The organism is Micromonospora sp. DT15, from assembly GCF_049841475.1.
Taxonomy (GTDB): domain Bacteria; phylum Actinomycetota; class Actinomycetes; order Mycobacteriales; family Micromonosporaceae; genus Micromonospora.
Window position 1 is genome coordinate 394,856 of the sequence record NZ_JBNCKJ010000005.1, and the last position, 23,518, is coordinate 418,373.

A 23,518-nucleotide genomic window follows, 5' to 3' on the forward strand; every position below is an offset into this window, starting at 1 on the left:
GGTTCTCGCCCCGACGAAACCGCACGGCACATGGGTGAAGGGGGTACTTCATGAGACCACGCGTGGTGGCTGCCGCAGGCGGCGCGATCGCTCTGGTTGTGGCACTGGGTGCGTGCTCGAAGAACACGGGCGAGGGCACCACAGTGGACAGCGAGCGGAAGCAGACCGGGGTCATCGCGACCGACCCCAAGGACTCGCAGGGGCCGGCGGCCGAGGTGAGTGGCGCCCAGAAGGGTGGCACGTTCAGCGTCATCCGGGAGTCCCCGATCTCCCACCTGGACCCGCAGCGGACGTATTCGTTCGCCGGTCTGATGGCCAACCCCCTCTGGTCGCGCTACCTGACCACCTGGAAGGACGACGGCAAGGGCGGCCTGGTCCTGGTGGGCGACCTGGCCGAGACGCCGGGCAAGAACGTCAACAACGACTGCAAGGTCTGGGAATTCACGATCAAGGACGGGGTGAAGTTCGAGGACGGCCGGCCGATCACCTCCAAGGAGATCGCCTACGGCATTGCTCGCTCCTTCGACCCGGACCTGTCCGGCGGCCCGACCTACATCCAGGAGTGGCTGGCCGACACCGCGCAGTTCGACACCAAGTGGGACTTCAAGAAGAACAAGACGTCGCTGCCCCCCGGCCTGAGCACGCCGGATGCCAAGACGCTGCGCTTCGAGTTCGCCAAGCCCCGCTGTGACCTGCCGTTCGCTGTCTCGCTGCCGACCACCGCGCCGCTGCCCGCCGACAAGGACACCGGCGTCGACCTGGACAAGCAGCCGTTCTCGTCCGGCCCGTACAAGGTCGCCAAGAACCAGGTCGGCGTGCAGATCACCCTGGACCGCAACCCCAACTGGGACCCGAAGACCGACCCGGTCCGGCACCAGTATCCGGACCAGTTCGTCTGGAGCTTCGGCCCCACCGCGGACGCCGCCAACAACCGGGTGATCGCCGACAACGGCGCCGACCAGAGCGCGCTCGCCTTCAACACCGTGCCCGCCTCGCTGGTCGCCAAGGTGGCCGGGGACGCGTCGCTGAAGTCCCGGACGCTCCTCTCGCCGACTCCGAGCGCAAACCAGCTCGTCATCAACAACCAGCGGGTCACCGACCTGAAGGTGCGTCAGGCGCTCAACTACGCCATCGATCGCGAAGGCATGATCAAGGCGCTCGGTGGTCAGACCGTCGCCGCGCCGCTGACCACGCTGATGCCGCCGGCCACCATCGGCTACAAGGCATACGACACGTACCCGGCGGGCGCCAACGGCAACGTCGACAAGGTCAAGGAGCTGCTCGGCGGCAAGACGCCGGAGCTGGTTCTCGGTGTGGCCGACAACTCGACCGAGCAGCAGCAGGGTGCCCAGCTCAAGGCGAACCTGGAGCGGGCCGGCTTCAAGATCACCGTCCGGAACATCTCGGACGACGCGAAGCTCGACGAGATCAAGAAGAAGAACAACCCCTGGGATCTGTACATCGGTAACTGGGCGGCGGACTGGCCCAGCGGGGCCTCGATCCTGCCGGTGCTCTACGACGGCCGGACCATCAAGGCCGAGGGCAACAGCAACCAGTCCTACTTCAACGACCCGACGATCAACGCAGAGATGGACCGCATCCTGGCCATGCCCCCGGCCGACCAGGGACCGGAGTGGGCCAAGCTCGACGAGCGGATCATGAAGGAGCACGCACCGGTGGTGCCGTTCTACGTCGACGTGGCCTACAACGTGCACGGCTCCAAGGCCGGCGGGATCTTCATCTCCAGCGTCTTCGGCTACCCGTCGTTCGTGAACGCGTACGTCAAGCCGTAAGTCACACCGCAGACCAGCAGGGTCCCCTTCCGACAACGTCGTCGGGAGGGGACCCTGCTGTCATGGACTGGTACCCGCCCATCGAGCCGTACGACTCCGGGATGCTCAGCGTCGGCCACGGTAACGAGCTCTACTGGGAACTGTGTGGAAACCCCGGCGGCAAACCCGCGGTGTTCCTGCACGGCGGCCCCGGCGGTGGCCTGCTCCCCGGCAATCGGCAGTACTTCGACCCGTCCGGCTACCGCGTCGTGCTGTTCGACCAGCGAAACTGCGGTCGCAGCCGGCCGTTCGCGGGCGACCCGAAGACGTCACTGGAGCACAACACCACACCGCATCTGGTGGCGGACATCGAGCAGCTACGCGAGCACTTGAGGATCGAGCGTTGGCTCGTCTTCGGCGGCAGTTGGGGCAGCACACTCGCCCTGGCCTACGCGCAGGCCCATCCCGAGCGGGTCACCGAACTCGTGCTCCGTGGCGTGTGGCTGGTTCGCAGGTCCGACGAGGCGTGGGCGTTCACCCCGGCGGGCGCAGCGCATCTGTTCCCCGCCGAGTGGGCGGCCTTCTGCGCTGCGATCCCCGCGACGGAACAGGACGACCTCATCGGCGCCTATGGCCGCCGCATCTCCCATCCCGACCCCGCGGTCCACGGCCCGGCGGCCCGCGCCTGGATGAGCTGGGAGCTCTCGGCCAACACCCTGCTGCCGATGGCGCCGCCCGGCCTCGACGACGCCAGCCTGCTGGCGTTCGCCCGCATCACACACCACTACATCAGTAACGGCGGCTTCCTCCCGCCGGAAGGTCTCCTGGCGGGCGTCGACCGCATTCGACACATCCCGACGGTCATGGTGAACGGCCGATACGACATCAAGACGCCACCGAACCAAGCCTGGGACCTGCATCGGGTCTGGCCTGAGGCGAAGTTCCACATCGTGGAGGACGCGGGCCACAGCGGCTCCGAACCTGGCACCCGCAGCCTGCTCATCGAAGCCACCAACCAGTTCCTCGCGTAAAGGTGGTCGATGGGGCTCGGCGTCGGCAGCTTTGGATGTCGGCGGCGAGCGCCGAGATCAGAGTTGGGTCAGGGCCGGTACGGCTGGGATGATCGGGGCCATGCGGTTGGAGTCGCGGTGACGGCTGTGCCGGTGCTGCCGGTGCGCGGTTCGCTGGCGGTCTATCCCGGCACATTCGATCCGTTCACCCCCGGCCACGGCGACCTGGTGGCGCGTGCCCGGATGATGTTCGACCTGGTCATCGTGTTGCTGGCGGTGAACGCCGACAAGCAACCAACCGCCGAGGCCACGGCCAGGGCGGCCCGCGTACGCGACGCCATGCCGGCGGCCTGGGGCAATGTCGAGGTGGACACCTGGACCGGGCTGACCGCTGCCTACTGCGCGCGTCGAGGTGCCACGGTCATCGTTCGCGGCGTGCGCACCGCCGCGGACCTCCGCTACGAGTACCAGCTCGCCGCGATGAACGAGCAACTCGGCATCCAGACCGTCTGGCTGCCGCCCCGTCCGCACCTGGCCGCCGTCTCGTCCACTGCCGTACGGGCGTATGACGCGGCGCGGCCGGCACCGCCGATCCCATAGCGTCCCGGAGAGCCGGAGCGGGTGGCCGAGTCGCGGAGAGGGCCGGCGATGGGCGTTCGAACGGAAGGGGGCGTCGATGACACGACCAACACTGTTCCTGACGGTAGGGCTGCCGTGCACCGGGAAGACCACCGCCGCTCGGCGCATCGAGATCGAGTCGGCGGCACTTCGTCTCACGAAGGACGAATGGGTGAAGGCTCTCTACGGGCCTGAGAATCCGTCGTCGGCTCAGGACGTGATCGAGGGACGACTCATCGAGATCGGACTGCGGGCGCTCGAACTCGGCAACAACGTGGTGATCGACTTTGGCCTCTGGAGTCGGGACGAGCGCTCCGCCCTGCGCCAGGCGGCAGCAGACCTGGGGGCGTTTGTGAAGCTGCGCTACTTCGAGGTCAGTCCAGTCGAGCAGCGCCGGCGACTGGATCGGCGGCAGGCCGAAGCGCCGCACACCACGTGGCCGATGTCCGACGCGGAACTCGCCGAATGGGCTGCCGGCATCGACATCCCGACGCCCGGCGAGCTGGACGGCAGCGAGCCTGTCGATGACCCACCTGCTGGTTTCGCGACATGGTACGAGTGGCGCAGACACCGCTGGCCGCCCTCGGTCTCCTGACCCCGTACGTCCTCGACCGGAGCGGACGCGGCCGGCCTGCCAGCCAGAGGAGCACCCAACCGGCCACTCCACCCGACTCGCCCGCACCGCCAGGTAGGCCAACCGGGGCGTGACAGCCGAGCTTTCGCCACGGATCAGGGGACGATCACCACGCCGCCGCGCACCCCGCCCTGGGCCAGCCGCTCGTGGGCGCTCGCCGCGTCGGCGAAGGGGTACACGTCAGCGACCCGGAGCGGGATGTCGCCGCTGGTGACGAGTTTGACCAGTTCGCCGAGCCGGGTTCCGTCCGGTAGCACCTCCAGCGCGACGGTCCGGATTCCGCGTACCGGCTCCGGGCGGAGCGGAGGTGACGCGGCCACGTAGCCGCCGCCGTCCCGAACGAGGTCCAGCAGTGAGGAGCCGATCACCGCCAGGTCGATGACCGCGTCGAAAGTGCCCGTCGGATCATCGGTGCGGGACAGGAACGCCGCACCCAGCGACTCGACGAACTCGCGGTCGTTCGCCCCGGCGAGTCCTGTGGCGTGCAGACCGGTCGACCGGGCGAGCGCCAGAACGAACCCACCGACCTGTCCGGCGGCGCCGGTGACGAGCACTGTCGAACTCGCGGGGAGCGCGAGCAGGTCGAGTGCCTGGGCGGCGGCGAGGCCGTTGGTCGGCAGGGTCGCCGCCTCGGTGGCGGGGACGCCGGCGGGCGCGGAGGTCAGCCAGGCAGCGTCGAGGACCACGTATTCGGCGTGGGCGCCGGCCGTGGTTTGCAGCCATGGCGAGAAGCCGATGACCTCGTCGCCGATCGCGTACTCGTCGACCGATGGGCCGACTGCGTCGACGCTGCCGGCAACGTCCCAACCGGGCGTGTACGGCAGACCGGTCGGCAACGGGGCCGGGAACCGACCGGAGCGGACCATCAGATCGACCGGATGGACGACCGACGCCGCGACCCGCACCCGTACCTGCCCCGGCCCGGGCTCTGGCACCGGCATCTCGGCCACGTGCAGGACCTCCGGTCCTCCGAACTGTGCATAGCTGACTGCGCGCATCGCCGTCTCCTTCGTGGATTTCGTTCTCACCACGACCGTACGAATCATCAGCACTGTGAGAAAGTAGGTACCTTAAAGTGCCTAGGGCACCAAAGGAGGATAGATGGCGACGTCGACCGCAGCGCAACGCCGTGAACAGGCGAAACGTGACTACGACGCGTTCCTTGACCAGTGCCCGACCCGTGAGCTGCTGAGCAGACTCACCGACAAGTGGGTCGCCCTGGTGATCCCAGCGCTCGTCCACGGCCCGCAGCGGCACGGCGAGCTCGCCCAGCGCATCGCCGGCGTCAGCCAGAAGATGCTCACCCAGACCCTGCGCACCCTGGAGCGTGACGGACTGGTCACCCGCACCGTCACCGCTTCGGTGCCGGTCCGTGTCGACTACGAGCTCACCCCGCTCGGCCATGAACTGTTCCCGGTCATGATCGCGATCAAGGACTGGGCCGAGTCGCACATGGACCGCGTCTTCGAAGCCCGGACCCGATACGACACACGCCCCTGAGATTCCGCGACGCCGGTTGTGTCAGAAACCGCCGCGACTCTTCCGCCCGGAGCTGCCTGGCGCGGGCCGCCACGGCCACGGCCACGGCGTCGGCCGGACATCGGTCTGGTGGGGTCGTTGATGCACCGACGGCTCGCCAGATTTGTCGCTGGCGGCGGCTAGGGTTCGCGCCGTGGACGACACCTCGACGGCCCGGCAGGCCGCCCACGCCTACGTTGATCTCGTGGAGCGCCGCGACTGGTCCGGGTTGGCCGCCCTGCTCACCGATGACGTGGTCTACGAGATGCCGCAGACTCGGGAGCGCATTCGCGGCAGGGACGCGTTCCTGCGGTTCAACAGCGAGTATCCCGGTGACTGGCACCTGCGGCCGCGACGGGTGATCGCCGACGGTCGTCTCGCTGCCCTGCTGCTCGACGTTCGCGTTGGCGGCGGGCAGCAGGACGCGTGCGTTTGGCTTGAAATGTCCGGGCAGGGGCTGATCAGCAAGATCATCGACTACTGGCCGGAACCGTACGATCCGCCACCGGGCCGGGAACACCTCGTGGAGCGTTGGTGATCGTCAGCCTGCCACAGCGGACCAGGCGCTGCGGGCATGGCGTTCTCACCCCGCATGGGTACGGAGGAAGTCGAGCTCCAGAGCGTCTCTACCCGGCGCTTGCCTCGGAGTCGACAGGGCGCGACAGCACCAACGCCTGAGCGGCGATGACGCGTTCGCCGTCGAAGGTCAGCGCCGGTGACCCGTACAGCTGATAGCCCTTATCGAGAAGCGCGCTGACGCGGGCGCAGAACTCGGGATCGTCGGGCCCGGTGATGAGGCGGTAGCCGAGTGGCTTCGCGTGATCCGACACCGCTGCATTGTCACCGCCCCGACGCCGGAGCGCCGTCCCGGGCAGCATCCCGTGACAGAACGCTGCTCACAGCAGGTGGGTGCGGAGGAACTCCAGCTCCAGGGGGAGTAGCCGCTCGGCGATGCCGTTCGCGGCCATGTGCGTAGCCCCGGTCAGCGGCAGCACGGCGTGCGGTCGGCCGGTGCTCAACAGGGCAGCCGAGAGCCGGAGGGTGTGCGCGGCCACCACGTTGTCGTCGGCCATGCCGTGCACCAGCAGCAACGGGCGGGCGTGGTCCGGGCTGGTGACCGGCTCGGCGGCCAACTCGACCAGCGAATGGTGCGCGTAGATGTCCTGGCCGTCTTCCGGCAACCCCAGATAACGCTCGGTGTACGCGGTGTCGTACAGCGCCCAGTCGGTCACCGGGGCACCCGCGATCCCGCACCGGAACAGCTCCGGGTGACGCAGCACCGCCAAGCCGGCCAGCCACCCGCCGAACGACCAACCGCGCACGCCCACCCGTCCCAGGTCCAGGTCCGGGTGCTTGCCGGCGAGCGCGGTGAGCGCGTCGATCTGGTCGGTCAGGATCACGTCGGCGACCCGCCGGTGGATCGCCTTCTCGAACGACGGCGCGACGCCCGGCGTACCCCGGTTGTCGATGGTGACCACCGCGAACCCGGCGTCGGCCCACCACTGCCGCTCCAACCACGCGGCCCGAGCCGCCACGACCTCCTGGTGCCCCGGGCCGCCGTAGATGTCCAACAGCACCGGCAGCCGCCGGCCCGTCACGTGGTTGTCCGGGTAGAGCACCGCCGCCGGCAGCCGCCGGTCGGTCACCCGTTCCAGCAGCGGCAGCGGAGAATACGGCGGGGCGGCGGCGAACGAGCGCAACTCGGCGATCTCCTGATCGCCGCGACGCACCGTCCAGCGCACCCCTGCGTGATCAAGCGACGCGACCCCGACGGCCAGCACGTCCCCGCCGACGGCGGCGGTGTACCAGCCGGAGTCGGTGGTGATTCGACGCGCGTCCACCCCACCGCCGATGGTGGTGCGGACCCGGAACAGGTGCCGCTCGCTCGGCTCGCCGTCGCTCGCCTCCACCAGCAGGTCGGCCGGGCCGGTGGCGGCCGGCAGCCGACCCACCACCCGTCGTACGTACAGCGACGGCGGGGTGAGCAGGGTGCCGTCCGCGAACAGGCACCGGGCGTCGTACCCGTCGTGGGCCAGTTCCCCACCGACCAGTACGCGGCCGTCCGGCAGGTGCGCGGGGGTGCCGGCGATCGGTTCGACCCAGCGCGGGTCGGCCAGCTCGGCGTGCACCTGCGTCTCACCTGTGCGCGGGTCGACCGCCAGCACCAGCCCGTGCTGCTGCGAACGGCGCAGCACGGTGATCAACGGAGTGCCCTCACCCCAGCTCACCCCGGTCAGGTACGGGTAGGTCTCCCGGTCCCAGTGCACGTCGACCCAGCCGTCGTCCAGGTCCAGCAGGTGCAGGCTGACCTCCGCGTTCGGCCCACCGGCCCGGGGGTACGCGACGGCGGTCGGCGGGCTCGCCGGCTCGGCCGGGTCGTGCAGGTGCCACCGCTCCAGGCGGGACTCGTCGACCCGGGCGGCGAGCACCGAACGGCTGTCCGGCGACCACCAGTACCCCCGGAACCGGCCGAACTCCTCCGCCGCGATGTGCTCGGCCAACCCCCAGCTCACCCCGGCGTCCTCGCCGGCCAGCAGGGTGTCGGTGCCGTCGGGGTCGATCACCCGCAGTTCGCCCCGACGCACCCCTTCGGCGGCGTCCGTCACGTACGCCAGCCGCTGCCCGCTCGGGTCCGGACGTGGGTCCAGCACCGGGCCGACGGTCGCCACCTCCACCACGTCGCCGTGCACCAGATCGGCCCGGAACAACCGCCCGGCCAGCGCGAACACCGCAACCCGGCCGGCCGCGTCCAACGCGTACGAGCCGATGCCGGCGGCGCTGAGCCGCAGCCGCTCGCGGAGCGCGCGTTCGCCGGGGGAGAGGGAGCGGACGTCCCCGCCCTCGCCCAGCAGGGTCGCCGGATCGGCGACCAGCCGCTCCTCGCCGGTGCTCACGTCCAACAGCCAGAGCGCGTCCGCCGGATCCTCGGGGCCGGCGGAGCGCAGGAAGATCACCCGGGAGCCGTCCTCAGCCACCGAGACAGCGCGTGGCGCGCCGTGGCTGAACCGGCGGGTGCGGGCGGCCAGCTCCGGAAAGTCCACACGCCAAATCGTAGAGCGGGAGCGGGGGTGATGTGGCCGACCTGGGCGGACGCGTCAGCGTTGGCTGGGCCGAACCGCCAGTTAGAGTGACCGTCGTGACGATGCTGCCCGACCGCCGCCTGTTGCTGGTCCACGCGCACCCCGACGACGAGTCGATCGGCACCGGCTCGACGATGGCCCACTACGCCGCCGACGGCGCGCACGTCACGCTGGTGACCTGCACGCTCGGCGAGGAGGGCGAGATCCACGTGCCAGCGCTGGCGCAGCTCGCCGCCGCCGAGGCCGACCAGCTCGGCGGGTACCGGTTGGCCGAGCTGGCCGCCGCGTGCGCCGCGCTCGGCGTCAGCGACCACCGTTTCCTCGGCGGCGCCGGGCGCTACCGTGACTCCGGGATGATGGGGCTCGCGACGAACGAGCACCCCCGGGCGTTCTGGCAGGCCGACCTCGACGAGGCCGCCGGGCACCTCGTGGAGATCCTGCGAGAGGTACGCCCGCAGGTGCTCGTCACGTACGACCCGAACGGCTTCTACGGCCACCCCGACCACATCCAGGCGCACCGGGTGGCCATGCGCGCCGTCGAGCTGGCCGCCGCGGAGGGCTGCGCCCCGCTCAAGGTCTACTGGACGGCCCTGCCGCTCAGCGTCCTGGAGGCCGGCATGACGCATTTCGCCGAGTCGTCCGACAATCCGTTCGGCGGCATCGAGGACATCGCCGACCTGCCCTTCGGCACCCCGGACGCCCAGATCGCCGCCCGGATCGACGGCACCGACCAGCACACGGCCAAGGAGGCCGCGATGCGGGCGCACGCCACCCAGATCCCGGCCAACTCGTGGCTCTACTCGATCGCCGGCAACTTCGGTGGTGAGTTCATGGGCGTGGAGTTCTTCACCCTCGCGCTGGGTGAGAAGGGCCCCGGCGCCGGGCCGTACGGCTGGGAGGACGACCTCTTCGCCGGCCTGCCCGCGGAGACCGCCCCGGACCGGTCCCCGGTCGCGGCGGCGGGTTCCCGGTGACCCTGCCGGCCGCACCGATGACGGTCGTGGAGGACCAGGAAGCCCCGCCCCCGGCGGGGCCACCGCCGCGCCTGCTGGACCTGGGCGTCCGGCTGGTCGGTGGGATCGTCGTGGTCCTCGCTGGTGTGCTGACCGGCGTACTGGAGCTGCTGCTCGCCACGCTCCGCGTCGGCGGGCAACTGGTCGGCGTGTCGGTGCTCCTCGCCATCGGCGCCAACATCCTGCTGAGCTGGTTCGCGTACGAGGCGGTCGGCCGTCGCTGGGCGGTGGCGCTGCCGGCGGTGCCGTGGTTCGCGCTGATGGCGGTCGCCGCCATCCGAACCAACGAGGGCGACCTGTTGCTGGCCGGCGACAACTGGGTCGGGCTGGCCATGATCGTGGCCGGCGCGATGACCTTCGCGGTGATGGGCTTCCGGCAGATCCTCGCCCCACAGCCGACCATGCTCGGCGGCTGACGCCGGGCTGGTTCGGGCCGCTGTCGGGTGATGACGGCTCCCAGGTAAGAGTGGTAGATATTCCTGCCAGGGATGCGAACCCCGCGACGGGGCGTACGGCAGGAGGGTCCGGCGATGAACAAGCGGTGGCGTGACCTCGGGGTGCTCGTTGCAGCGCTGTTCGCGGTCAACGTGGTCGCCCGACTGATCATCCGGTTCGGCTTCGACGGTGACGACACCGCCGCCGACCGGGTGTCGCTGGCGATGTTCACGGTGATCGGCCTGATCCTCGCCGTGGTCGCCTTCCGTTGGGGTCGTCGCCGACCGCTGGCGGGCTGGGCCGCCGACATGGCCCTCGTGGTGCCGGTGGCGTTGCTGCTGACTGTGCTGGTCGGTCCCCTGCTGGTCGGTCACGACCCGTTCGCCGGCGGCGCGGCGACGTTCTTCGCCCAGATCTGGCTCTACCTGCTCGCCAGCGGCGCCGGCTTGCTGATCGGCTATCTGGTGCTCACCGCGCTCGGCCGTGACTACCGCTCTCAGCAGCTCAAGCGGTACGCCGAGGTCAAGGCCGCGAAGCCCCGCCGGGTCGTCCGCCGCTGACACCGCCCGGCTCGACGCGCCTCGCGAGTCAGTTCGGGGCGACCCGGGTCAGGTAGGTGTGGTGGGTGACGAAGCCGAGCCGCTGGTAGAGCGCGACCGCCGCCGCGTTGCGCTGCTCGACCTGGAGGAACGTGTGCGTCGCGCCACCTGACACGCCCCAGCTGGCCAGCTCGTGGACCACGCGGTGGGCCAACCCCTGACGGCGGGCCGCCGGTACCACCTCGATCAGGCTGAGGCCCAACCAGCGCCCCTGGCCGGTCACGGTGCCGCGGCCGACGGCCACCAGGGCGTTGTCGGCGTACACGTGGGCGAAGCGGACCTGGCCCACGGCGGTGAGGACGTGTCGGGCGGCGTCCGGCAGGCCGCCCTTGCGGCCGGCGGCGATGGCCAGCCACTCGTCGCTGGGCGCGGTGGCCAGCTCGACGACCGCACTGCCCCACCCGTCGGGCCGGCTGCTGGCGGGCGTCGACTCCGGCAGGGGCAGCGGCGCGGTCTGCACCAGCGTCGGCGGGCGGGTGCCCCAGCCGCGGTCGTCCAGTTCGGCGCCGACCGGGGCGGCGAGGGGCAGCGGCGTGTTGATCAACGCGGGTTGCCCTCGCTCGGCGTACCAGCGCTCCACGGCGTCGACCGCGGCGGCCAGCGGTCGGTCCGGGTCGCCGATCGGCAGCGCCGAGTTGGCGCGCCCGGTCCAGCCCTCGGCCGACCGGAGCAGCCAGTCACCCAGTCGGCCCCGGGTCGGTGCGGGCCAGGCCTCGTCGGCGGCCCGCTCCAGGGCCACGACCGCCGCGGCGGTCGGCCGACGGGTCGGCGGAACGCGCTTGGCGCGGTGGACCTGCGCCACCGGGACCCGAAGCGGCCCCTGCGCGGTGGCCAGCGTGAGATGAGTCTCGCTCAGCTCGACGAGCTCGCCGAGGGCATCGGAAAATTGCGGGCGGCCCTCGCGAATCCCCACAATCCGGCGGACCACGATTCGGTGTCCCACATCCTGCTGTCGGAGCACGATCGACCCCCTCCCCGGCGAGATACTAGGCTCTTACCGTCGCGGGAGATCGCGGCGAGTCTTGCGGAGGAGAAGACCGGTGACCTACATCATCGCCGAGCCGTGCGTAGATGTGCTCGACAAGGCATGCATCGAGGAGTGCCCGGTCGACTGCATTTACGAGGGCAATCGGATGCTCTACATCCACCCCGACGAGTGCGTCGACTGTGGTGCCTGTGAGCCCGTCTGCCCTGTAGAGGCGATCTTCTACGAGGACGACGTCCCGGAGCAGTGGAAGGACTACACCGGCGCGAACTACGAGTTCTTCGAGGACCTGGGCTCGCCCGGTGGCGCCTCGAAGGTCGGCAAGGTGGAGAAGGACGCCACCTTCGTCGCCGCGCAGCCGCCGCGCGGCGAGGGCCACTGAACCGGCCCGCGCCGGTCTCGTCGCGGCTGCCCGAGTTCACCTGGGACACCCTGGACGCCGCGGCCACGTTGGCCGCGGCGCATCCGGAGGGCCTGATCAACCTCTCCATGGGTACGCCGGTCGACCCGGTGCCCGAGGTGATCCGGCGGGCGTTGGCTGACGCGTCCGACGCTCCCGGTTACCCGCTGACCGCCGGCACCCCGGCGTTGCGGGCCGCCATCGCGGCGTGGGTGTCCCGGGCCTGTGGCGCCGGCGTCGACGGTCTCGGTGTGCTGCCGACCATCGGCTCTAAGGAGCTGGTGGCCTGGCTGCCCACGCTGCTCGGCATCGGCCCGGGTGACGTGGTGGTGGTGCCGTCGGTCGCGTACCCCACCTACGAGGATGGCGCCCGGCTGGCCGGTGCCACAGTCGTTCGTGCCGACTCGCTCACGGCGGTCGGGCCGACCTCGCGGGTTCGCCTGGTCTGGGTCAACTCGCCCGGCAACCCGACCGGCCGGGTGCTGCCCGCGGCGCACCTGCGCAAGGTGGTCGACTGGGCCCGCGAACGTGGCGCGGTGGTCGCGAGCGACGAGTGCTACCTGCCCCTGGGCTGGTCGGCCGACCCGGTCTCGGTGTTGTCTCCGCAGGTCAGCGGAGGCAGCTACGCCGGGGTGCTGGCCGTGCACTCGCTCTCCAAGCGGTCCAACCTCGCCGGCTACCGGGCCGGGTTCGTGGCCGGCGACCCGACGCTCGTCGCCGAGCTGCTCAAGGTCCGCAAGCACGCCGGCATGATCGTGCCCGCGCCGGTGCAGGCGGCCATGGTCGCCGCGCTGGGGGACGAGCGACACGCCGAGGAGCAGCGGGAGCGTTACCGCGCCCGGCGGGAGGTGCTCGCCGCGGCGTTCACCGGTGCCGGGTTCACCGTCGAGCACTCCGAGGCGGGCCTCTACCTCTGGCTGACCAGGGGTGAGGACTGCTGGCAGACGGTCGACTGGCTGGCCCGACGCGGCATTCTGGTCGCCGCCGGCGTCTTCTACGGCCCGACGGCCGGGCAGCATGTCCGGGTCGCGCTGACCGAGTCCGACGAGCACATCGCCGGCGTCGCGGCGCGCCTCGCCTGATCGCGGCGCCGGGCGGTCGAGCATGGTGGACAGGCCGGGTGCGCGGGTACGGGCAGCGGTCGTCGGCACCGGCCTGATCGGTGGCTCGGTGCTGCTCCGGATGGTCGCCGCCGGCATCGACGTGGTCGGGTGGGACCCGGACGAGGCCACCCGGCGGGAGACCCGTCGGGTGGGCGTACCCGCGCCGGACCGCCTGGTCGAGGCGGTGACCGACCGGGACGTGGTCTTCCTGTGCGGACCGTTGCCCACCCTGCCGGCGACGCTGGTCGAGGTGGCGGCGATGACCGGTGAGCGTTGTGTGCTCACCGACGTCGGTAGCACCAAGGAGCAGGTGGCGGTGTTCGCCGCCGCGCACGGGCTGACGCACCGGTTCGTGCCCGGCCACCCGATGGCGGGCACCGACCGGGCGGGCTTGACGGCCGCGCGCCCGGACCTGCTCACCGGCGCGGCCTGGGTGCTCTGTCCGGCGCCCGGCCCGGCCACCACCGCGTTCCGTTGGCTGGCCGAGCTGCTGGTCGAGGTCTTCGAGGCCCGGGTGGTGCCGATGTCCGCCACGGAGCACGACTCGGCCGCCGCGCTCGCGTCACACGTGCCGCACCTGCTCGCCGGCGCGCTGGCCGGCGCCGTGCAACGCGCGCCGCTGCGCGACGCGATCCTCGCGCTCGCCGCCGGCAGCTTCTCCGACGGCACCCGGGTCGCCGGAACCCCGGCCGATCGGACCGCCAACATGCTGCTCGGCAACCGGGCCCGGGTGCTGCGTGAGCTGGCCGAGGTCACCGCGTTCCTGGACGACCTGACCACCGCGCTGCGCGCCGATGACGCCCCGGCGCTGACCGCACGCTACGACGAGGCGCGGGCCTCCCGGGTGGCGCTGCGCGACAGGCGGTTCGACGTGGACGACAGACAGTTCCCGGCCGGTGGTGACCACGCCGCAGAGGTGTCCTGGTTGCGCGAGCTGGGGGTGGCCGGCGGCTACCTGGCCGGCCTGCACGTCGACGCGGACACCGTCTCCTACGCGGCGCGGCGCCCCGTCGCTGACTAGGCTGAGGGGCATGGCGACGGACGGTCCGGTGGTGCAGGTGCGCGGCGAGGCGTACCGGGAGGTGCCGCCCGAGCTGGCCCGGTTCGCGGTCACCGCGACGGCGCGTGACCGGGACCGGGAGGCAACGCTCACCCGGTTGGCGGAGCGGGCCGCCGCCGTTCGGGTGCTGTTGGACGGCTCCGGGCCGATGGTGGCGCGGCGGGAGACGGGCGACCTGCGGGTGCGGCCGGAGACGCGGCGCTCGGGCGAGCGGGTGGTCGCCTGGCACGGCAGTGTCACCACGACCGTCACCGTCACCGACTTCACCGCCCTTGGTGAGCTGATGCTGCGGCTGGCCGACCAGGACCAGGTCGAGGTGGCCGGCCCGTGGTGGGAGCTTCGTCCGGACAGCCCCGCCCACCGTGCGGCTCGGCACGCCGCGATCAGCGACGCGCTGTTGCGGGCCCGGGAGTACGCGGAGGCGCTCGGTGCCCAGGTCACGTCGCTGATTGAGCTGGCCGACGCGGGGCCCGTCGATCGGCCGATGTTCGCCCGCGCGGCGTTCGCCGGCGGCGGTGGTGCGGGTGGTGGCCCGCCGGAGCTTGAGCTGGACCCGCAGCCGCAGACCGTGCAGGCGGCGGTGCAGGCGCGGTTCACCATCAGCGACCCGGTTCTGGGCTGATGCCGCCGGCCCGGGTGCTGTCCGCCGACGAGTTGGTGGCGCGGGCGTTGACGCTCGTCGAGGCCGGCCCGCGACAGCTGCTCGGCATCGCCGGCGCGCCGGGCGCCGGGAAGTCCACCCTGGCGGAACGGATCGTCGCCGAGATCGGGCCGGCAGCCTGCCTGGTGCCGATGGACGGTTTCCACCTGGCGCAGACGCAACTGGTTCGCCTGGGCCGCGCCGACCGCAAGGGCGCTGTGGACACCTTCGACGCCAACGGGTACGTCTCGTTGCTGCGCCGGCTCCGCCGGTTGGAGCCGACGTCGGTCTACGCGCCGGAGTTCCGCCGGGAGCTGGAGGAGCCGGTGGCCGGCGCGATCGAGGTGCTGCCGTCGGTCCGGCTGGTGGTGACCGAGGGCAACTATCTGCTGTTGCCGGATTTCCCCTGGCAGGAGATCCGACCACTGCTGCACGAGGCATGGTTTCTCGACCTGGACGCCGAGGTGCGGCACCGCCGGCTGACCGCCCGGCACGAGGCGTTCGGTCGGTCTCCGGAGCAGGCGCGGGCGTGGGCGCTGGGCAGCGACGAGTCGAACGCCGCCTTGATCACCCCCACCGCCGACCGGGCTGACCTGGTCGTCCGCCTGTCAGATCCACCGACCGTCTAGCCGAGTTCGCGGACCGGCCGGGCCGGGTTGCCGACGGCCACCACGTTGGCGGGCAGGTCCCGGGTGACCACCGCGCCCGCGCCGACGACGGTGTCCGCGCCGATCGTCACGCCGGCCAGGACTATCGCGCCACCGCCGAGCCACACGTTGTCGCCGATGGTGATCGGCTTGGCCGCCTCCCACTTGTCCCGTCGCGGGCCGGGCTCGACCGGATGCGTCGGGGTGAGCAGCTGCACGTTGGGGCCGACCTGGACGTCCGCGCCGAGGGTGATCGGAGCGACGTCGAGGAAGACCGCGTTGTAGTTGACGAAGCTGCGGGGGCCGATCCGGATCTGCCAGCCGTAGTCGCAGTAGAACGGTGGGCGGATCCAGGTGTCCTCGCCGAGTTCGCCGAGGAGTTCACGCAGTGCCGCGATCCGGGCCTGCGGATCGGCCGCGGGAGTGGTGTTGAAGCGCTCCATCAGCCGGGCGGCCCGGTCCAGATCGGCGATGATTTCGGGATCGTCGGCGATGTATGGCTCGCCGGCGAGCATCCTGTCCTTCATGGAGGTCACCGCCCGATCATGCCGGCCGGTTCGTCGGCTCGTGGCGGGTCCGTCACTTTCTGGCCTTCTTTTTGCATACTCGGTATGCAATTCTGGGTTGTCAATGTGACTCCATCCATCAAGACGCTTGACCAGGAGGATCCGTTGCACCAGGGAAGAAGATTGGCCGCTCTCGGCCTCGTGTTCGCGCTGGCGCTCTCCGCGCCGGCTCCCGCCTCAGCCACGGCCGCCGCGCCCGCCCCACCGGGCGGCACCGACAAACAGTCCACTCCGGGTGGACCCATCGCCAACCGCTCGACCACCGTCACGCTGATCACCGGTGACCGGGTCACAGTCACCGCGTCCGGTGCCTCGGTCCGGCGCGGCGCCGGCCGCGAGGACGTGCAGTTCCTGGTCCAGCGCGAGCGCGGACGCCTCACCGTGACGCCGACGGACGCGCTGCCGTTGCTGCGCTCCGGCCGGGTGGACCGGCGACTCTTCGACATCACCGGGCTGGTCGAGGCGGGTTACGACGACACCAGGCGCAGCACCCTGCCGCTGCTGGTGTCGTACGGCTCGACGGGGACCGCCCGGCGTGCCCCGGCCGCCCTGCCCGGCACGCGGCTGACCCGCGACCTGCCGGTGATCCGCGGTGCCGCCCTGAACAGCGACAAGTCCTCCCTCGGCGCGGTGTGGGCGACTCTCGCCACCGGTCCCGCTGGAGCCCGGCTCGACGCGGCGGGGGGCGTCGAGCGGATCTGGCTGGACGGGCGTCGACAGGTGAGCCTCGACCACAGCGTGCCGCAGATCGGCGCGCCCGCCGCCTGGGCGGCCGGGTTCACCGGCGCCGGAGTGTCCGTCGCGGTGCTGGACACCGGCATCGACGCGACCCACCCGGACCTGGCCGGCAAGGTGGCCGATGCGCGCAACTTCACGGAGGCCACCGACGCTCGCGACACTGTCGGCCACGGCACCCACGTGGCCTCGACGATCGCGGGCTCCGGCGCGGCCTCCGACGGTAAGTACCGGGGCGTGGCACCGGACGCGACGCTGCTGGACGGCAAGGTCTGCGAGGACAACGGCTGCCCCGACTCGGCGATCCTCGCCGGCATGCAGTGGGCCGCGGTCGAGAAGAAGGCCGCAGTGATCAACATGAGCCTCGGCGGCTGGGACACCCCGGAGGTCGACCCGCTGGAGGAGGCGGTGCAGACCCTGACCGCGCAGACCGGCACGCTGTTCGTCCTCGCCGCGGGCAACGACGGCTCGGACGGCTCGGTCGGCTCCCCGGCCAGCGCCGACGCCGGGCTCGCAGTGGGCGCGGTGGACCGCGACGACGAACTGGCCGACTTTTCCAGCCGGGGCCCGCGAGTCGGCGACGACGCGCTGAAGCCGGACATCACCGCGCCCGGCGTCGACATCGTCGCCGCCCGGTCCGCCAACGGCGTCATCGGTGATCCGGTGGGGGACCGCTACGTCACGCTCTCCGGCACCTCGATGGCCACCCCGCACGTGGCCGGGTCGGCCGCGCTGCTGGCCCAGCAGCACCCCGGATGGCGCGCTGACCGGCTCAAGGCCACCCTGATGGCAGCCGCCAAGCCGCACCCGGACCAGACCGCCTACCAGCAGGGTGCCGGGCGGGTCGACGTCGCACACGCCATCACCCAGCAGCTCACCTCCGACCCGGTGAGCGTCTCGTTCGGGCGCACGCTCTGGCCGCACACTGACGACGTTCCGATCACCCGCACGGTGACCTGGCGCAACGACGGTCCGGCCCCGGTCACCGTGGACCTGAGCATCGAGGGCGCCGGCCCCGGCGGTCGGGCGCTGCCGGTCGGCCTCTTCCAGTTGGGCGCCGACCAACTCACAGTGCCGGCAGGTGGCACGGCCGCCACGACCGTCACCACTGACACCCGGGTCGGCGACGCCGACGGCTACTGGACCGGGCGGATCGTGGCCCGGTCCGGTGCTGCGGTGGCTGTCACCCCGCTGGCCGTGAACCGGGAGGTGGAGAGCTACACGCTCACAGTGGAGCACCTGAACCGCGCCGGCGCGCGTACCGCGGACCACTGGACGTCACTGGTCGGATTGGACACCTTCGGCTTCTGGGACGTCGTCAGTTCCGACGGGGTGGCCACCGTGCGGGTGCCCAAGGGGCACTACGGCCTGAGTGGCCTCGTCTTCGAGCCCGGTCCGGAGGACGAGCAGCGCGGGATGTCCCTGTTGATGCAGCCCGAGGTGACCGTCGAGCGGGACACCCGGATCGTCGTGGACGCCCGTCGGGCCAGGCCGGTGCGGACGACCGTTCCGGACCGCACCGCCGTCCCGCAACTGATCGACCTCAGCGGCAACTTCACCGCCGACGACGGCAGTGGGTACGGGGTCGGGCTCTGGGCGGAGACGTTCACCGGCCTGACCAGCGGTCAGATCGGCAAGCCGGTCAGCGCCGACAGGTTCGTCGCCACAGTCAGCAGCAACTGGACCACGCCGGAGGCGGACAAGAGCCCGTACCTGTACGCGTTGGCCGAGGCGATCCCGGGCCGGATGCCCACCGGGTTCGTCCGCGACTACACCCGGCGGGACCTGGCCACCGTCGTGCACAAGTTCCGCGGTGGCCACCCGGGCACGGTGGCCGAGCGGCTCGTGTTCCCCGAGCTGGAGTACAACGTCGGCTATTCCGCTGTGGTCCTGCCCGCCGTCGTGCCCGGCCAGCGGGTCGAGCACTACAACACCAGGAACGTGAAGTGGGAATCCGAAATCTACTTCGGAACGGTGGACGAGGAAGGCTGGTTGAACCCGAACGCGGCGCTCTTCTCCGTCCCCACCGCCTACCGGGCCGGCCGGACGGTCCAGGAGATCTGGAACCAGGCCCCGTACTCACCGTCCTTCCCGAAACCGCGCTGGCCGCACCAGAGCGTCTCCCGGGTCGGCGACACCATCCTGGCCGACGTGCCGATGTACAGCGACGCGGCCGGGCACCCCGGCGCCTCGCTGACCGACAGTGAGCACACCAAGCTCTGGCGCAACGGCAAGCTGGTCGGGGAGAGCGAGTACGCCGGCTACGGGGAGTTCACAGTGCCACCGGGTGCTGCGGACTACCGGCTCGTCACGTCGGCGAAGCGGAGCTTCACCGACCTGAGCACCGAGGTGGAATCCAGCTGGACCTTCCGGTCGAGGCACGTCGCCGGTGAGACGCCGGCCCGACTACCCCTGTCGACGGTGCGCTTCGCGCCGCCGCTGCGGGTCGACAACAGTGCTCCGGCCGGTCAGGGCTTCGTCGTGCCGGTACGGGTGCAGCGGCAGCCCGGCGCAGCGGCCAACCGGGTGGAGAAGCTCACCGTCGACATCTCCTACGACGGCGGGAAGACCTGGAGCAGGGCGAAGCTGGTCCGCACCTCGACCGAGGGCTGGTCGGCCCTGTTGCGGCATCCGGCCGGCGCCGGCCACGTGTCGCTGCGGGCCACCGCCCGGGACACCGCCGGCAACACGGTGACCCAACGGATCATCCAGGCGTACCGGTTGCGCTGAGGCGTACCCCGTCCGGGTCCGCGGCCGAGCGCCGCGGACCCGGCGGGGCCGTCAGTCGTTGGCGTGCAGGGCGGCGTTCAGCTCGATGCCCCGGCCGGTGCGCGGCCGGGCCTCCAGCCCACCGGTGACCGAGTTGCGCCAGAACAGCAGACCGTCGACGCCGGACAGCTCCCGGGCCTTGACCACCCGGCCGTCGGGGAGCGTGATCTTCGACGCGGCGGTGATGTAGCAGCCGGCCTCGACCACGCAGTCGTCGCCGAGTGAGATCCCGACGCCGGCGTTCGCGCCGACCAGGCTGCGCTCACCGATGCTGATCTTGTCGGTGCCGCCGCCGGAGAGGGTGCCCATGATGGAGGCCCCGCCACCGATGTCGGAGCCGTCGCCGACCAGCACGCCCTGCACGATCCGCCCCTCGACCATCGAGGTGCCGACAGTGCCGGCGTTGAAGTTCACGAAGCCCTCGTGCATCACAGTGGTGCCGGCGGCCAGGTGCGCGCCGAGACGGACCCGGTCGGCGTCGGCGATCCGCACACCGGAGGGCACCACGTAGTCGGTCATCCGCGGGAACTTGTCGACCCCGTACACCGCCAGGTGCCGGCCGGCAGCCCGCTCGATCACCCGCAGCTCGTCCACCCGCTCCGGGGGGCACGGCCCGGCGGACGTCCAGGCCACGTTGGCCAGCTTGCCGAAGATGCCGTCCAGGTTGAGCTGGTTGGGTCGCACCAGGCGGTGCGAGAGCAGGTGCAACCGGAGGTACGCGTCGGAGGCGTCCTTGATCGGGTCGTCCAACGAGCCGATCACGGTCACGACCTGCACGGTACGCAGGCCAGGCAGGGGCCGGTCACCGAGCGCGGCCGGCGGCAGGTCGAGTACGTCCGCCTTGTCCTCGCCGGCTACCAGCGGCAGCTCGCCCAGGCCCAGCTTGCCGGTCGGGTACCAGGTGTCGAGCACCTGCTCGTCTGCGGTGACCGTAGCCAGGCCGATGCCCCAGGCGGAATCTGCGGACGTCACTGTTACACCTCTCGGTCACGGCCGGGCTGACCTCGGCTCGCTCCTCGCGCTGACAGACCTGAAGGTACCGTGCGAACCATGGAGAACCCGCTGACCCCCGAGGTCCTCGCCGATCCGGTGCAGCTGACCCGCGCTCTGGTCGACATAGAGTCCGTGTCCCTCAACGAGAAGGCGATCGCCGACTGTGTCGAAGAGGTGCTGCGGGCCGTACCGCACCTGACCACCCACCGGCACGGCAACACGGTGATGGCCCGTACCGACCTCGGTCGGTCGCAGCGTGTCGTGCTGGCCGGGCACCTCGACACGGTGCCGTTGAACAACAACTTTCCGTCGACGATGCGCGGCGACCTGATGTACGGCTGCGGCACCTCCGACATGAAGTCCGGCACCGCGTACGCGCTGCACCTGGCGGTGACGCTGCCCGAGCCGCGCTACGACGTGACGTACTTCTTCTACGAGGCCGAGGAGATCGAGTCCAAGTACAACGGGCTCAACCTCGTCGCCCAGGCGTTCCCGGAGTGGTTGCAGGCGGACTTCGCCGTGCTGCTGGAGCCGACGTACGGCATCGTCGAGGCGGGCTGCCAGGGCACCATGCGCTCGGTGGTCACCACGACCGGCGTACGCGCCCACTCGGCGCGCTCCTGGCACGGGGTCAACGCCATCCACGCCGCCGGCGAGGTGCTGCGACGCCTCCAGACGTACGAGGCGCGCCGGGTCACCATCGACGGCTGCGACTACCGCGAGGGCATGAACGCGGTGCGGATCAACGGTGGGGTGGCCGGCAACGTGGTCCCCGACCTGTGTGAGGTCGAGGTCAACTACCGGTTCGCCCCGGACCGCACCCCGGCCGAGGCGGAGGCGCACCTGCGTGAGGTGTTCGCCGGCTTCGAGCTGAAAGTCACCGACACGGCTGCCGGTGCCGCGCCCGGGCTCGACGCGGCCCCCGCGAAGGAGTTCCTGGCGGCGGTCGGCGCCGCGCCGATCGGCAAGCTGGGCTGGACCGACGTGGCCCGGTTCGCGGCGATGGGCATTCCCGCGCTGAACTTCGGCCCGGGCGACCCGAACCTCGCCCACCACCCCGACGAGCACGTCGAGATCAGCAAGATCCGCGACGGCGCGGCAACCCTGCACCGCTGGCTAGCCCCAGCCTGACCCCCGCCGGAGCGCCCGGTGATCAAGAGGTTTGCGTCAGCCTGGCCCGTTGTCGGCGACGCAAACCTCTTGATCGGCTCCGGACGGGGTGGGGGAGGTGGGGATCGGGTTCTGCTGGCGGGTGCGGCGGCGTTCGGCCACCACGTCTCGGATCCGTCGCTGCATCTGGCGACGAATCCGGATCATCTCGCTGTTACTGATCACGCTGTCTCCTCCCCCGAAGGCGCGCGCCGGGGCATACCCGGTATGTGAATAGTAAGACGTACGGGAGCGCCGAATAGTTGCCCGTGATCCCGAACAATTTCTCGGCGTCCCCGCCCCGCGCACCCGGGCGGTGCTGCTCCACTACGGTTGCCCCATGAGCCAGAGCAACGGGCGGGAGGCCGGTCGCGGTCCCGGACAGGAGCGGCATCGCGGTGCGGTCACCCTGCGCAGAGGGGCGATCCCGAGCAGCACCGCCGACCAGCGACTGCTTGATTCACGGGGGCGGGGCGACTGGAAGACCAAGGACGCCTGGCGCGCGCTGCGCATCCTCGCCGAGTTCGTCGAGGGTTTCGACACCCTTGCCGACGTGCCGTCGGCGGTCAGCGTCTTCGGCTCGGCGCGTAGCGCGCCGGACAGCGCCGAGTGCCAGTTGGCCGAGGAGTTGGGCGGTGCGCTGGCCCGAGCCGGCTACGCGGTGATCACCGGAGGTGGGCCCGGCGTGATGGAGGCCGCGAACCGGGGCGCCAGCGAGGCCAACGGGCTCTCCGTGGGGCTCGGCATCGAGCTTCCGTTCGAGCAGGGCATCAACGACTGGGTCGACCTGGCCATCGACTTCCGCTACTTCTTCGCCCGCAAGACGATGTTCGTCAAGTACGCCCAGGCGTTCGTCGTACTGCCCGGCGGGTTCGGCACCATGGACGAGTTGTTCGAGGCGCTCACCCTGGTGCAGACCGGCAAGGTCACCCGGTTCCCGGTGGTGCTCATGGGCGTCGCCTACTGGCAGGGCCTGCTGGACTGGCTGCGCGACACGATGGCCGCCACCGGCAAGATCGGGCCGGTGGACCTGGATCTGATCTGCCTCACCGACGACGTCAACGAGGCGGTCCGGTACATCGTCGCGTCGGAGGCCGCTCTCTCCGCCGAGCAGGAGGCGGTCCGCGAGGAGGCCGTCGCCCGCACCGGCGCAGACCAGCAGGCGGCAGCCGAACAGGCTCGGGACCACGACTGATGGCGGCGATCTGCGTCTTCTGCGCCTCCTCTCGTACCCTCGATCAGCGCTGGTTGGACCTGGCCGCCGAGACCGGCGCGGAGCTGGCCCGGCGTGGGCACACGCTGGTCAGCGGTGGTGGCTGTGTCGGCATGATGGGCGCGCTGGCGGACGGCGCGCGATCCGCCGGCGGGCGCACCGTCGGCGTGATCCCGCAGTCGCTGGTCGACCTGGAGGTCGCCGACCTGGCCTCGGACGAGCTGCTGGTGACCGACTCGATGGCCAGCCGCAAGACCCTGATGATCGAAAAGTCGGACGCCTTCCTCACCCTGCCCGGCGGGCTGGGCACCCTGGACGAGTTGTTCGAGGTCTGGACCACCGCCACCCTCGCCCAGCACACCAAGCCGATGGTGCTGATCGACACCGACGGGTTCTACCGCCCCCTGCTGGACTGGCTCGACGCGCTGGCCGACCAGACCTTCCTCAAGCCCGCCGGCCGCGACCTCCTGACGGTCACCGCCACCGTCACCGAGGCCCTCGACGTCCTGGAATCCCACCTGACCTGACCCCCACCCCGCCCGCCCGGACCTCGGCCCGCCCCGGTGATCATGAAGTTAG

At 71.2% G+C, this 23,518-nt stretch carries 25 protein-coding genes; 18 read left to right on the forward strand and 7 right to left on the reverse strand.

What is annotated here, in order from left to right:
• Window positions 1-50: 50 nt before the first annotated feature.
• From ACLQ3F_RS14340 to ACLQ3F_RS14355, 4 genes are all read left to right on the forward strand, one after another.
• Window positions 51-1,793 carry an ABC transporter substrate-binding protein gene (locus ACLQ3F_RS14340; RefSeq protein WP_425849187.1) on the forward strand — a complete coding sequence of 581 codons (1,743 nt, stop codon included), beginning with the start codon at window positions 51-53 and terminating at the stop codon, window positions 1,791-1,793.
• A 62-nt stretch (window positions 1,794-1,855) separates the two neighbouring features.
• Window positions 1,856-2,803 (forward strand): prolyl aminopeptidase, encoded by a 948-nt coding sequence (gene pip, locus ACLQ3F_RS14345; RefSeq protein WP_425849190.1) that lies wholly within the window; start codon window positions 1,856-1,858, stop codon window positions 2,801-2,803.
• Window positions 2,804-2,920: 117 nt separating this feature from the next.
• The gene (gene coaD, locus ACLQ3F_RS14350) at window positions 2,921-3,382 is read left to right on the forward strand and encodes a pantetheine-phosphate adenylyltransferase (protein WP_425849192.1); all 462 of its coding nucleotides are present in this window, start codon (window positions 2,921-2,923) and stop codon (window positions 3,380-3,382) included.
• Window positions 3,383-3,458: 76 nt separating this feature from the next.
• Entirely contained in the window at window positions 3,459-3,995 is a 537-nt protein-coding gene (locus tag ACLQ3F_RS14355; protein WP_425849195.1) for an ATP-binding protein, read from the forward strand.
• A gap of 134 nt (window positions 3,996-4,129) precedes the next feature.
• Here ACLQ3F_RS14355 and ACLQ3F_RS14360 read toward each other — a convergent pair whose 3' ends face one another.
• On the reverse strand, window positions 4,130-5,032 hold the full coding sequence (locus tag ACLQ3F_RS14360) for an NADP-dependent oxidoreductase (RefSeq protein WP_425849199.1): 903 nt from the start codon (window positions 5,030-5,032) through the stop codon (window positions 4,130-4,132).
• A 103-nt stretch (window positions 5,033-5,135) separates the two neighbouring features.
• Between ACLQ3F_RS14360 and ACLQ3F_RS14365 the strand changes: the two genes are divergently transcribed.
• Together ACLQ3F_RS14365 and ACLQ3F_RS14370 are read left to right on the forward strand one after the other, a co-directional pair.
• The gene (locus tag ACLQ3F_RS14365) at window positions 5,136-5,534 is read left to right on the forward strand and encodes a winged helix-turn-helix transcriptional regulator (protein WP_425849201.1); all 399 of its coding nucleotides are present in this window, start codon (window positions 5,136-5,138) and stop codon (window positions 5,532-5,534) included.
• A gap of 142 nt (window positions 5,535-5,676) precedes the next feature.
• Window positions 5,677-6,090 (forward strand): nuclear transport factor 2 family protein, encoded by a 414-nt coding sequence (locus tag ACLQ3F_RS14370; RefSeq protein WP_425849203.1) that lies wholly within the window; start codon window positions 5,677-5,679, stop codon window positions 6,088-6,090.
• An 88-nt stretch (window positions 6,091-6,178) separates the two neighbouring features.
• Here ACLQ3F_RS14370 and ACLQ3F_RS14375 read toward each other — a convergent pair whose 3' ends face one another.
• Together ACLQ3F_RS14375 and ACLQ3F_RS14380 are read right to left on the reverse strand one after the other, a co-directional pair.
• Window positions 6,179-6,382, reverse strand: coding sequence for a DUF1737 domain-containing protein (locus tag ACLQ3F_RS14375; RefSeq protein WP_425849206.1), 204 nt, complete (start codon window positions 6,380-6,382; stop codon window positions 6,179-6,181).
• Between the two features lie 66 nt (window positions 6,383-6,448).
• On the reverse strand, window positions 6,449-8,593 hold the full coding sequence (locus ACLQ3F_RS14380; RefSeq protein WP_425849209.1) for a prolyl oligopeptidase family serine peptidase: 2,145 nt from the start codon (window positions 8,591-8,593) through the stop codon (window positions 6,449-6,451).
• Between the two features lie 86 nt (window positions 8,594-8,679).
• Here ACLQ3F_RS14380 and mshB point away from each other — a divergent pair, with 86 nt between their 5' ends.
• The 3 genes from mshB to ACLQ3F_RS14395 all read left to right on the forward strand — a co-directional run bounded on the left by mshB (window position 8,680) and on the right by ACLQ3F_RS14395 (window position 10,640).
• Entirely contained in the window at window positions 8,680-9,606 is a 927-nt protein-coding gene (gene mshB / locus ACLQ3F_RS14385; protein ID WP_387352507.1) for an N-acetyl-1-D-myo-inositol-2-amino-2-deoxy-alpha-D-glucopyranoside deacetylase, read from the forward strand.
• 17 nt (window positions 9,607-9,623) lie between these two features.
• Entirely contained in the window at window positions 9,624-10,061 is a 438-nt protein-coding gene (locus ACLQ3F_RS14390; protein WP_387352509.1) for a hypothetical protein, read from the forward strand.
• Window positions 10,062-10,175: 114 nt separating this feature from the next.
• Window positions 10,176-10,640, forward strand: coding sequence for a hypothetical protein (locus ACLQ3F_RS14395; RefSeq protein WP_425849211.1), 465 nt, complete (start codon window positions 10,176-10,178; stop codon window positions 10,638-10,640).
• Between the two features lie 28 nt (window positions 10,641-10,668).
• Here the strand turns inward: ACLQ3F_RS14395 and ACLQ3F_RS14400 are convergent, their stop codons facing one another.
• Window positions 10,669-11,640, reverse strand: a complete 972-nt coding sequence (locus ACLQ3F_RS14400) for a GNAT family N-acetyltransferase (protein ID WP_425849213.1) — start codon at window positions 11,638-11,640, stop codon at window positions 10,669-10,671.
• 79 nt (window positions 11,641-11,719) lie between these two features.
• Between ACLQ3F_RS14400 and fdxA the strand changes: the two genes are divergently transcribed.
• The 5 genes from fdxA to ACLQ3F_RS14425 are packed head-to-tail and all read left to right on the forward strand — an operon-like array spanning window position 11,720 to window position 15,496.
• Window positions 11,720-12,046, forward strand: a complete 327-nt coding sequence (fdxA, locus tag ACLQ3F_RS14405) for a ferredoxin (RefSeq protein WP_030490464.1) — start codon at window positions 11,720-11,722, stop codon at window positions 12,044-12,046.
• Complete coding sequence (dapC, locus tag ACLQ3F_RS14410) at window positions 12,043-13,146, forward strand: succinyldiaminopimelate transaminase (protein WP_425849308.1); 1,104 nt, start codon at window positions 12,043-12,045, stop codon at window positions 13,144-13,146. The genes fdxA and dapC overlap by 4 nt, the downstream gene beginning before the upstream one ends.
• Window positions 13,147-13,168: 22 nt before the next feature.
• Window positions 13,169-14,188 (forward strand): prephenate dehydrogenase, encoded by a 1,020-nt coding sequence (locus tag ACLQ3F_RS14415; protein ID WP_425849215.1) that lies wholly within the window; start codon window positions 13,169-13,171, stop codon window positions 14,186-14,188.
• Between the two features lie 10 nt (window positions 14,189-14,198).
• Window positions 14,199-14,849, forward strand: a complete 651-nt coding sequence (locus ACLQ3F_RS14420; RefSeq protein WP_357262573.1) for an SIMPL domain-containing protein — start codon at window positions 14,199-14,201, stop codon at window positions 14,847-14,849.
• Window positions 14,849-15,496 (forward strand): nucleoside/nucleotide kinase family protein, encoded by a 648-nt coding sequence (locus ACLQ3F_RS14425; RefSeq protein WP_357262570.1) that lies wholly within the window; start codon window positions 14,849-14,851, stop codon window positions 15,494-15,496. The genes ACLQ3F_RS14420 and ACLQ3F_RS14425 overlap by 1 nt, the downstream gene beginning before the upstream one ends.
• On the opposite strand, the gene ACLQ3F_RS14430 is transcribed toward ACLQ3F_RS14425, so the two are convergent.
• On the reverse strand, window positions 15,493-16,050 hold the full coding sequence (locus ACLQ3F_RS14430; protein ID WP_357223445.1) for a sugar O-acetyltransferase: 558 nt from the start codon (window positions 16,048-16,050) through the stop codon (window positions 15,493-15,495). The genes ACLQ3F_RS14425 and ACLQ3F_RS14430 overlap by 4 nt on opposite strands.
• A gap of 75 nt (window positions 16,051-16,125) precedes the next feature.
• Here ACLQ3F_RS14430 and ACLQ3F_RS14435 point away from each other — a divergent pair, with 75 nt between their 5' ends.
• Window positions 16,126-19,545, forward strand: a complete 3,420-nt coding sequence (locus ACLQ3F_RS14435) for a S8 family serine peptidase (protein WP_425849219.1) — start codon at window positions 16,126-16,128, stop codon at window positions 19,543-19,545.
• A 51-nt stretch (window positions 19,546-19,596) separates the two neighbouring features.
• Here the strand turns inward: ACLQ3F_RS14435 and dapD are convergent, their stop codons facing one another.
• Window positions 19,597-20,556 carry a 2,3,4,5-tetrahydropyridine-2,6-dicarboxylate N-succinyltransferase gene (gene dapD / locus ACLQ3F_RS14440; protein WP_112675716.1) on the reverse strand — a complete coding sequence of 320 codons (960 nt, stop codon included), beginning with the start codon at window positions 20,554-20,556 and terminating at the stop codon, window positions 19,597-19,599.
• Between the two features lie 78 nt (window positions 20,557-20,634).
• On the opposite strand from dapD, the gene dapE reads away from it, so the two are divergent.
• Entirely contained in the window at window positions 20,635-21,708 is a 1,074-nt protein-coding gene (dapE, locus tag ACLQ3F_RS14445) for a succinyl-diaminopimelate desuccinylase (RefSeq protein ID WP_355008204.1), read from the forward strand.
• Between the two features lie 36 nt (window positions 21,709-21,744).
• Here the strand turns inward: dapE and ACLQ3F_RS14450 are convergent, their stop codons facing one another.
• Window positions 21,745-21,912 (reverse strand): hypothetical protein, encoded by a 168-nt coding sequence (locus tag ACLQ3F_RS14450; RefSeq protein ID WP_156057972.1) that lies wholly within the window; start codon window positions 21,910-21,912, stop codon window positions 21,745-21,747.
• 154 nt (window positions 21,913-22,066) lie between these two features.
• Here ACLQ3F_RS14450 and ACLQ3F_RS14455 point away from each other — a divergent pair, with 154 nt between their 5' ends.
• Window positions 22,067-22,921, forward strand: coding sequence for a TIGR00730 family Rossman fold protein (locus ACLQ3F_RS14455; RefSeq protein ID WP_357206763.1), 855 nt, complete (start codon window positions 22,067-22,069; stop codon window positions 22,919-22,921).
• Window positions 22,921-23,466, forward strand: coding sequence for a TIGR00730 family Rossman fold protein (locus tag ACLQ3F_RS14460; protein ID WP_425849223.1), 546 nt, complete (start codon window positions 22,921-22,923; stop codon window positions 23,464-23,466). The genes ACLQ3F_RS14455 and ACLQ3F_RS14460 overlap by 1 nt, the downstream gene beginning before the upstream one ends.
• Window positions 23,467-23,518 lie beyond the last annotated feature (52 nt).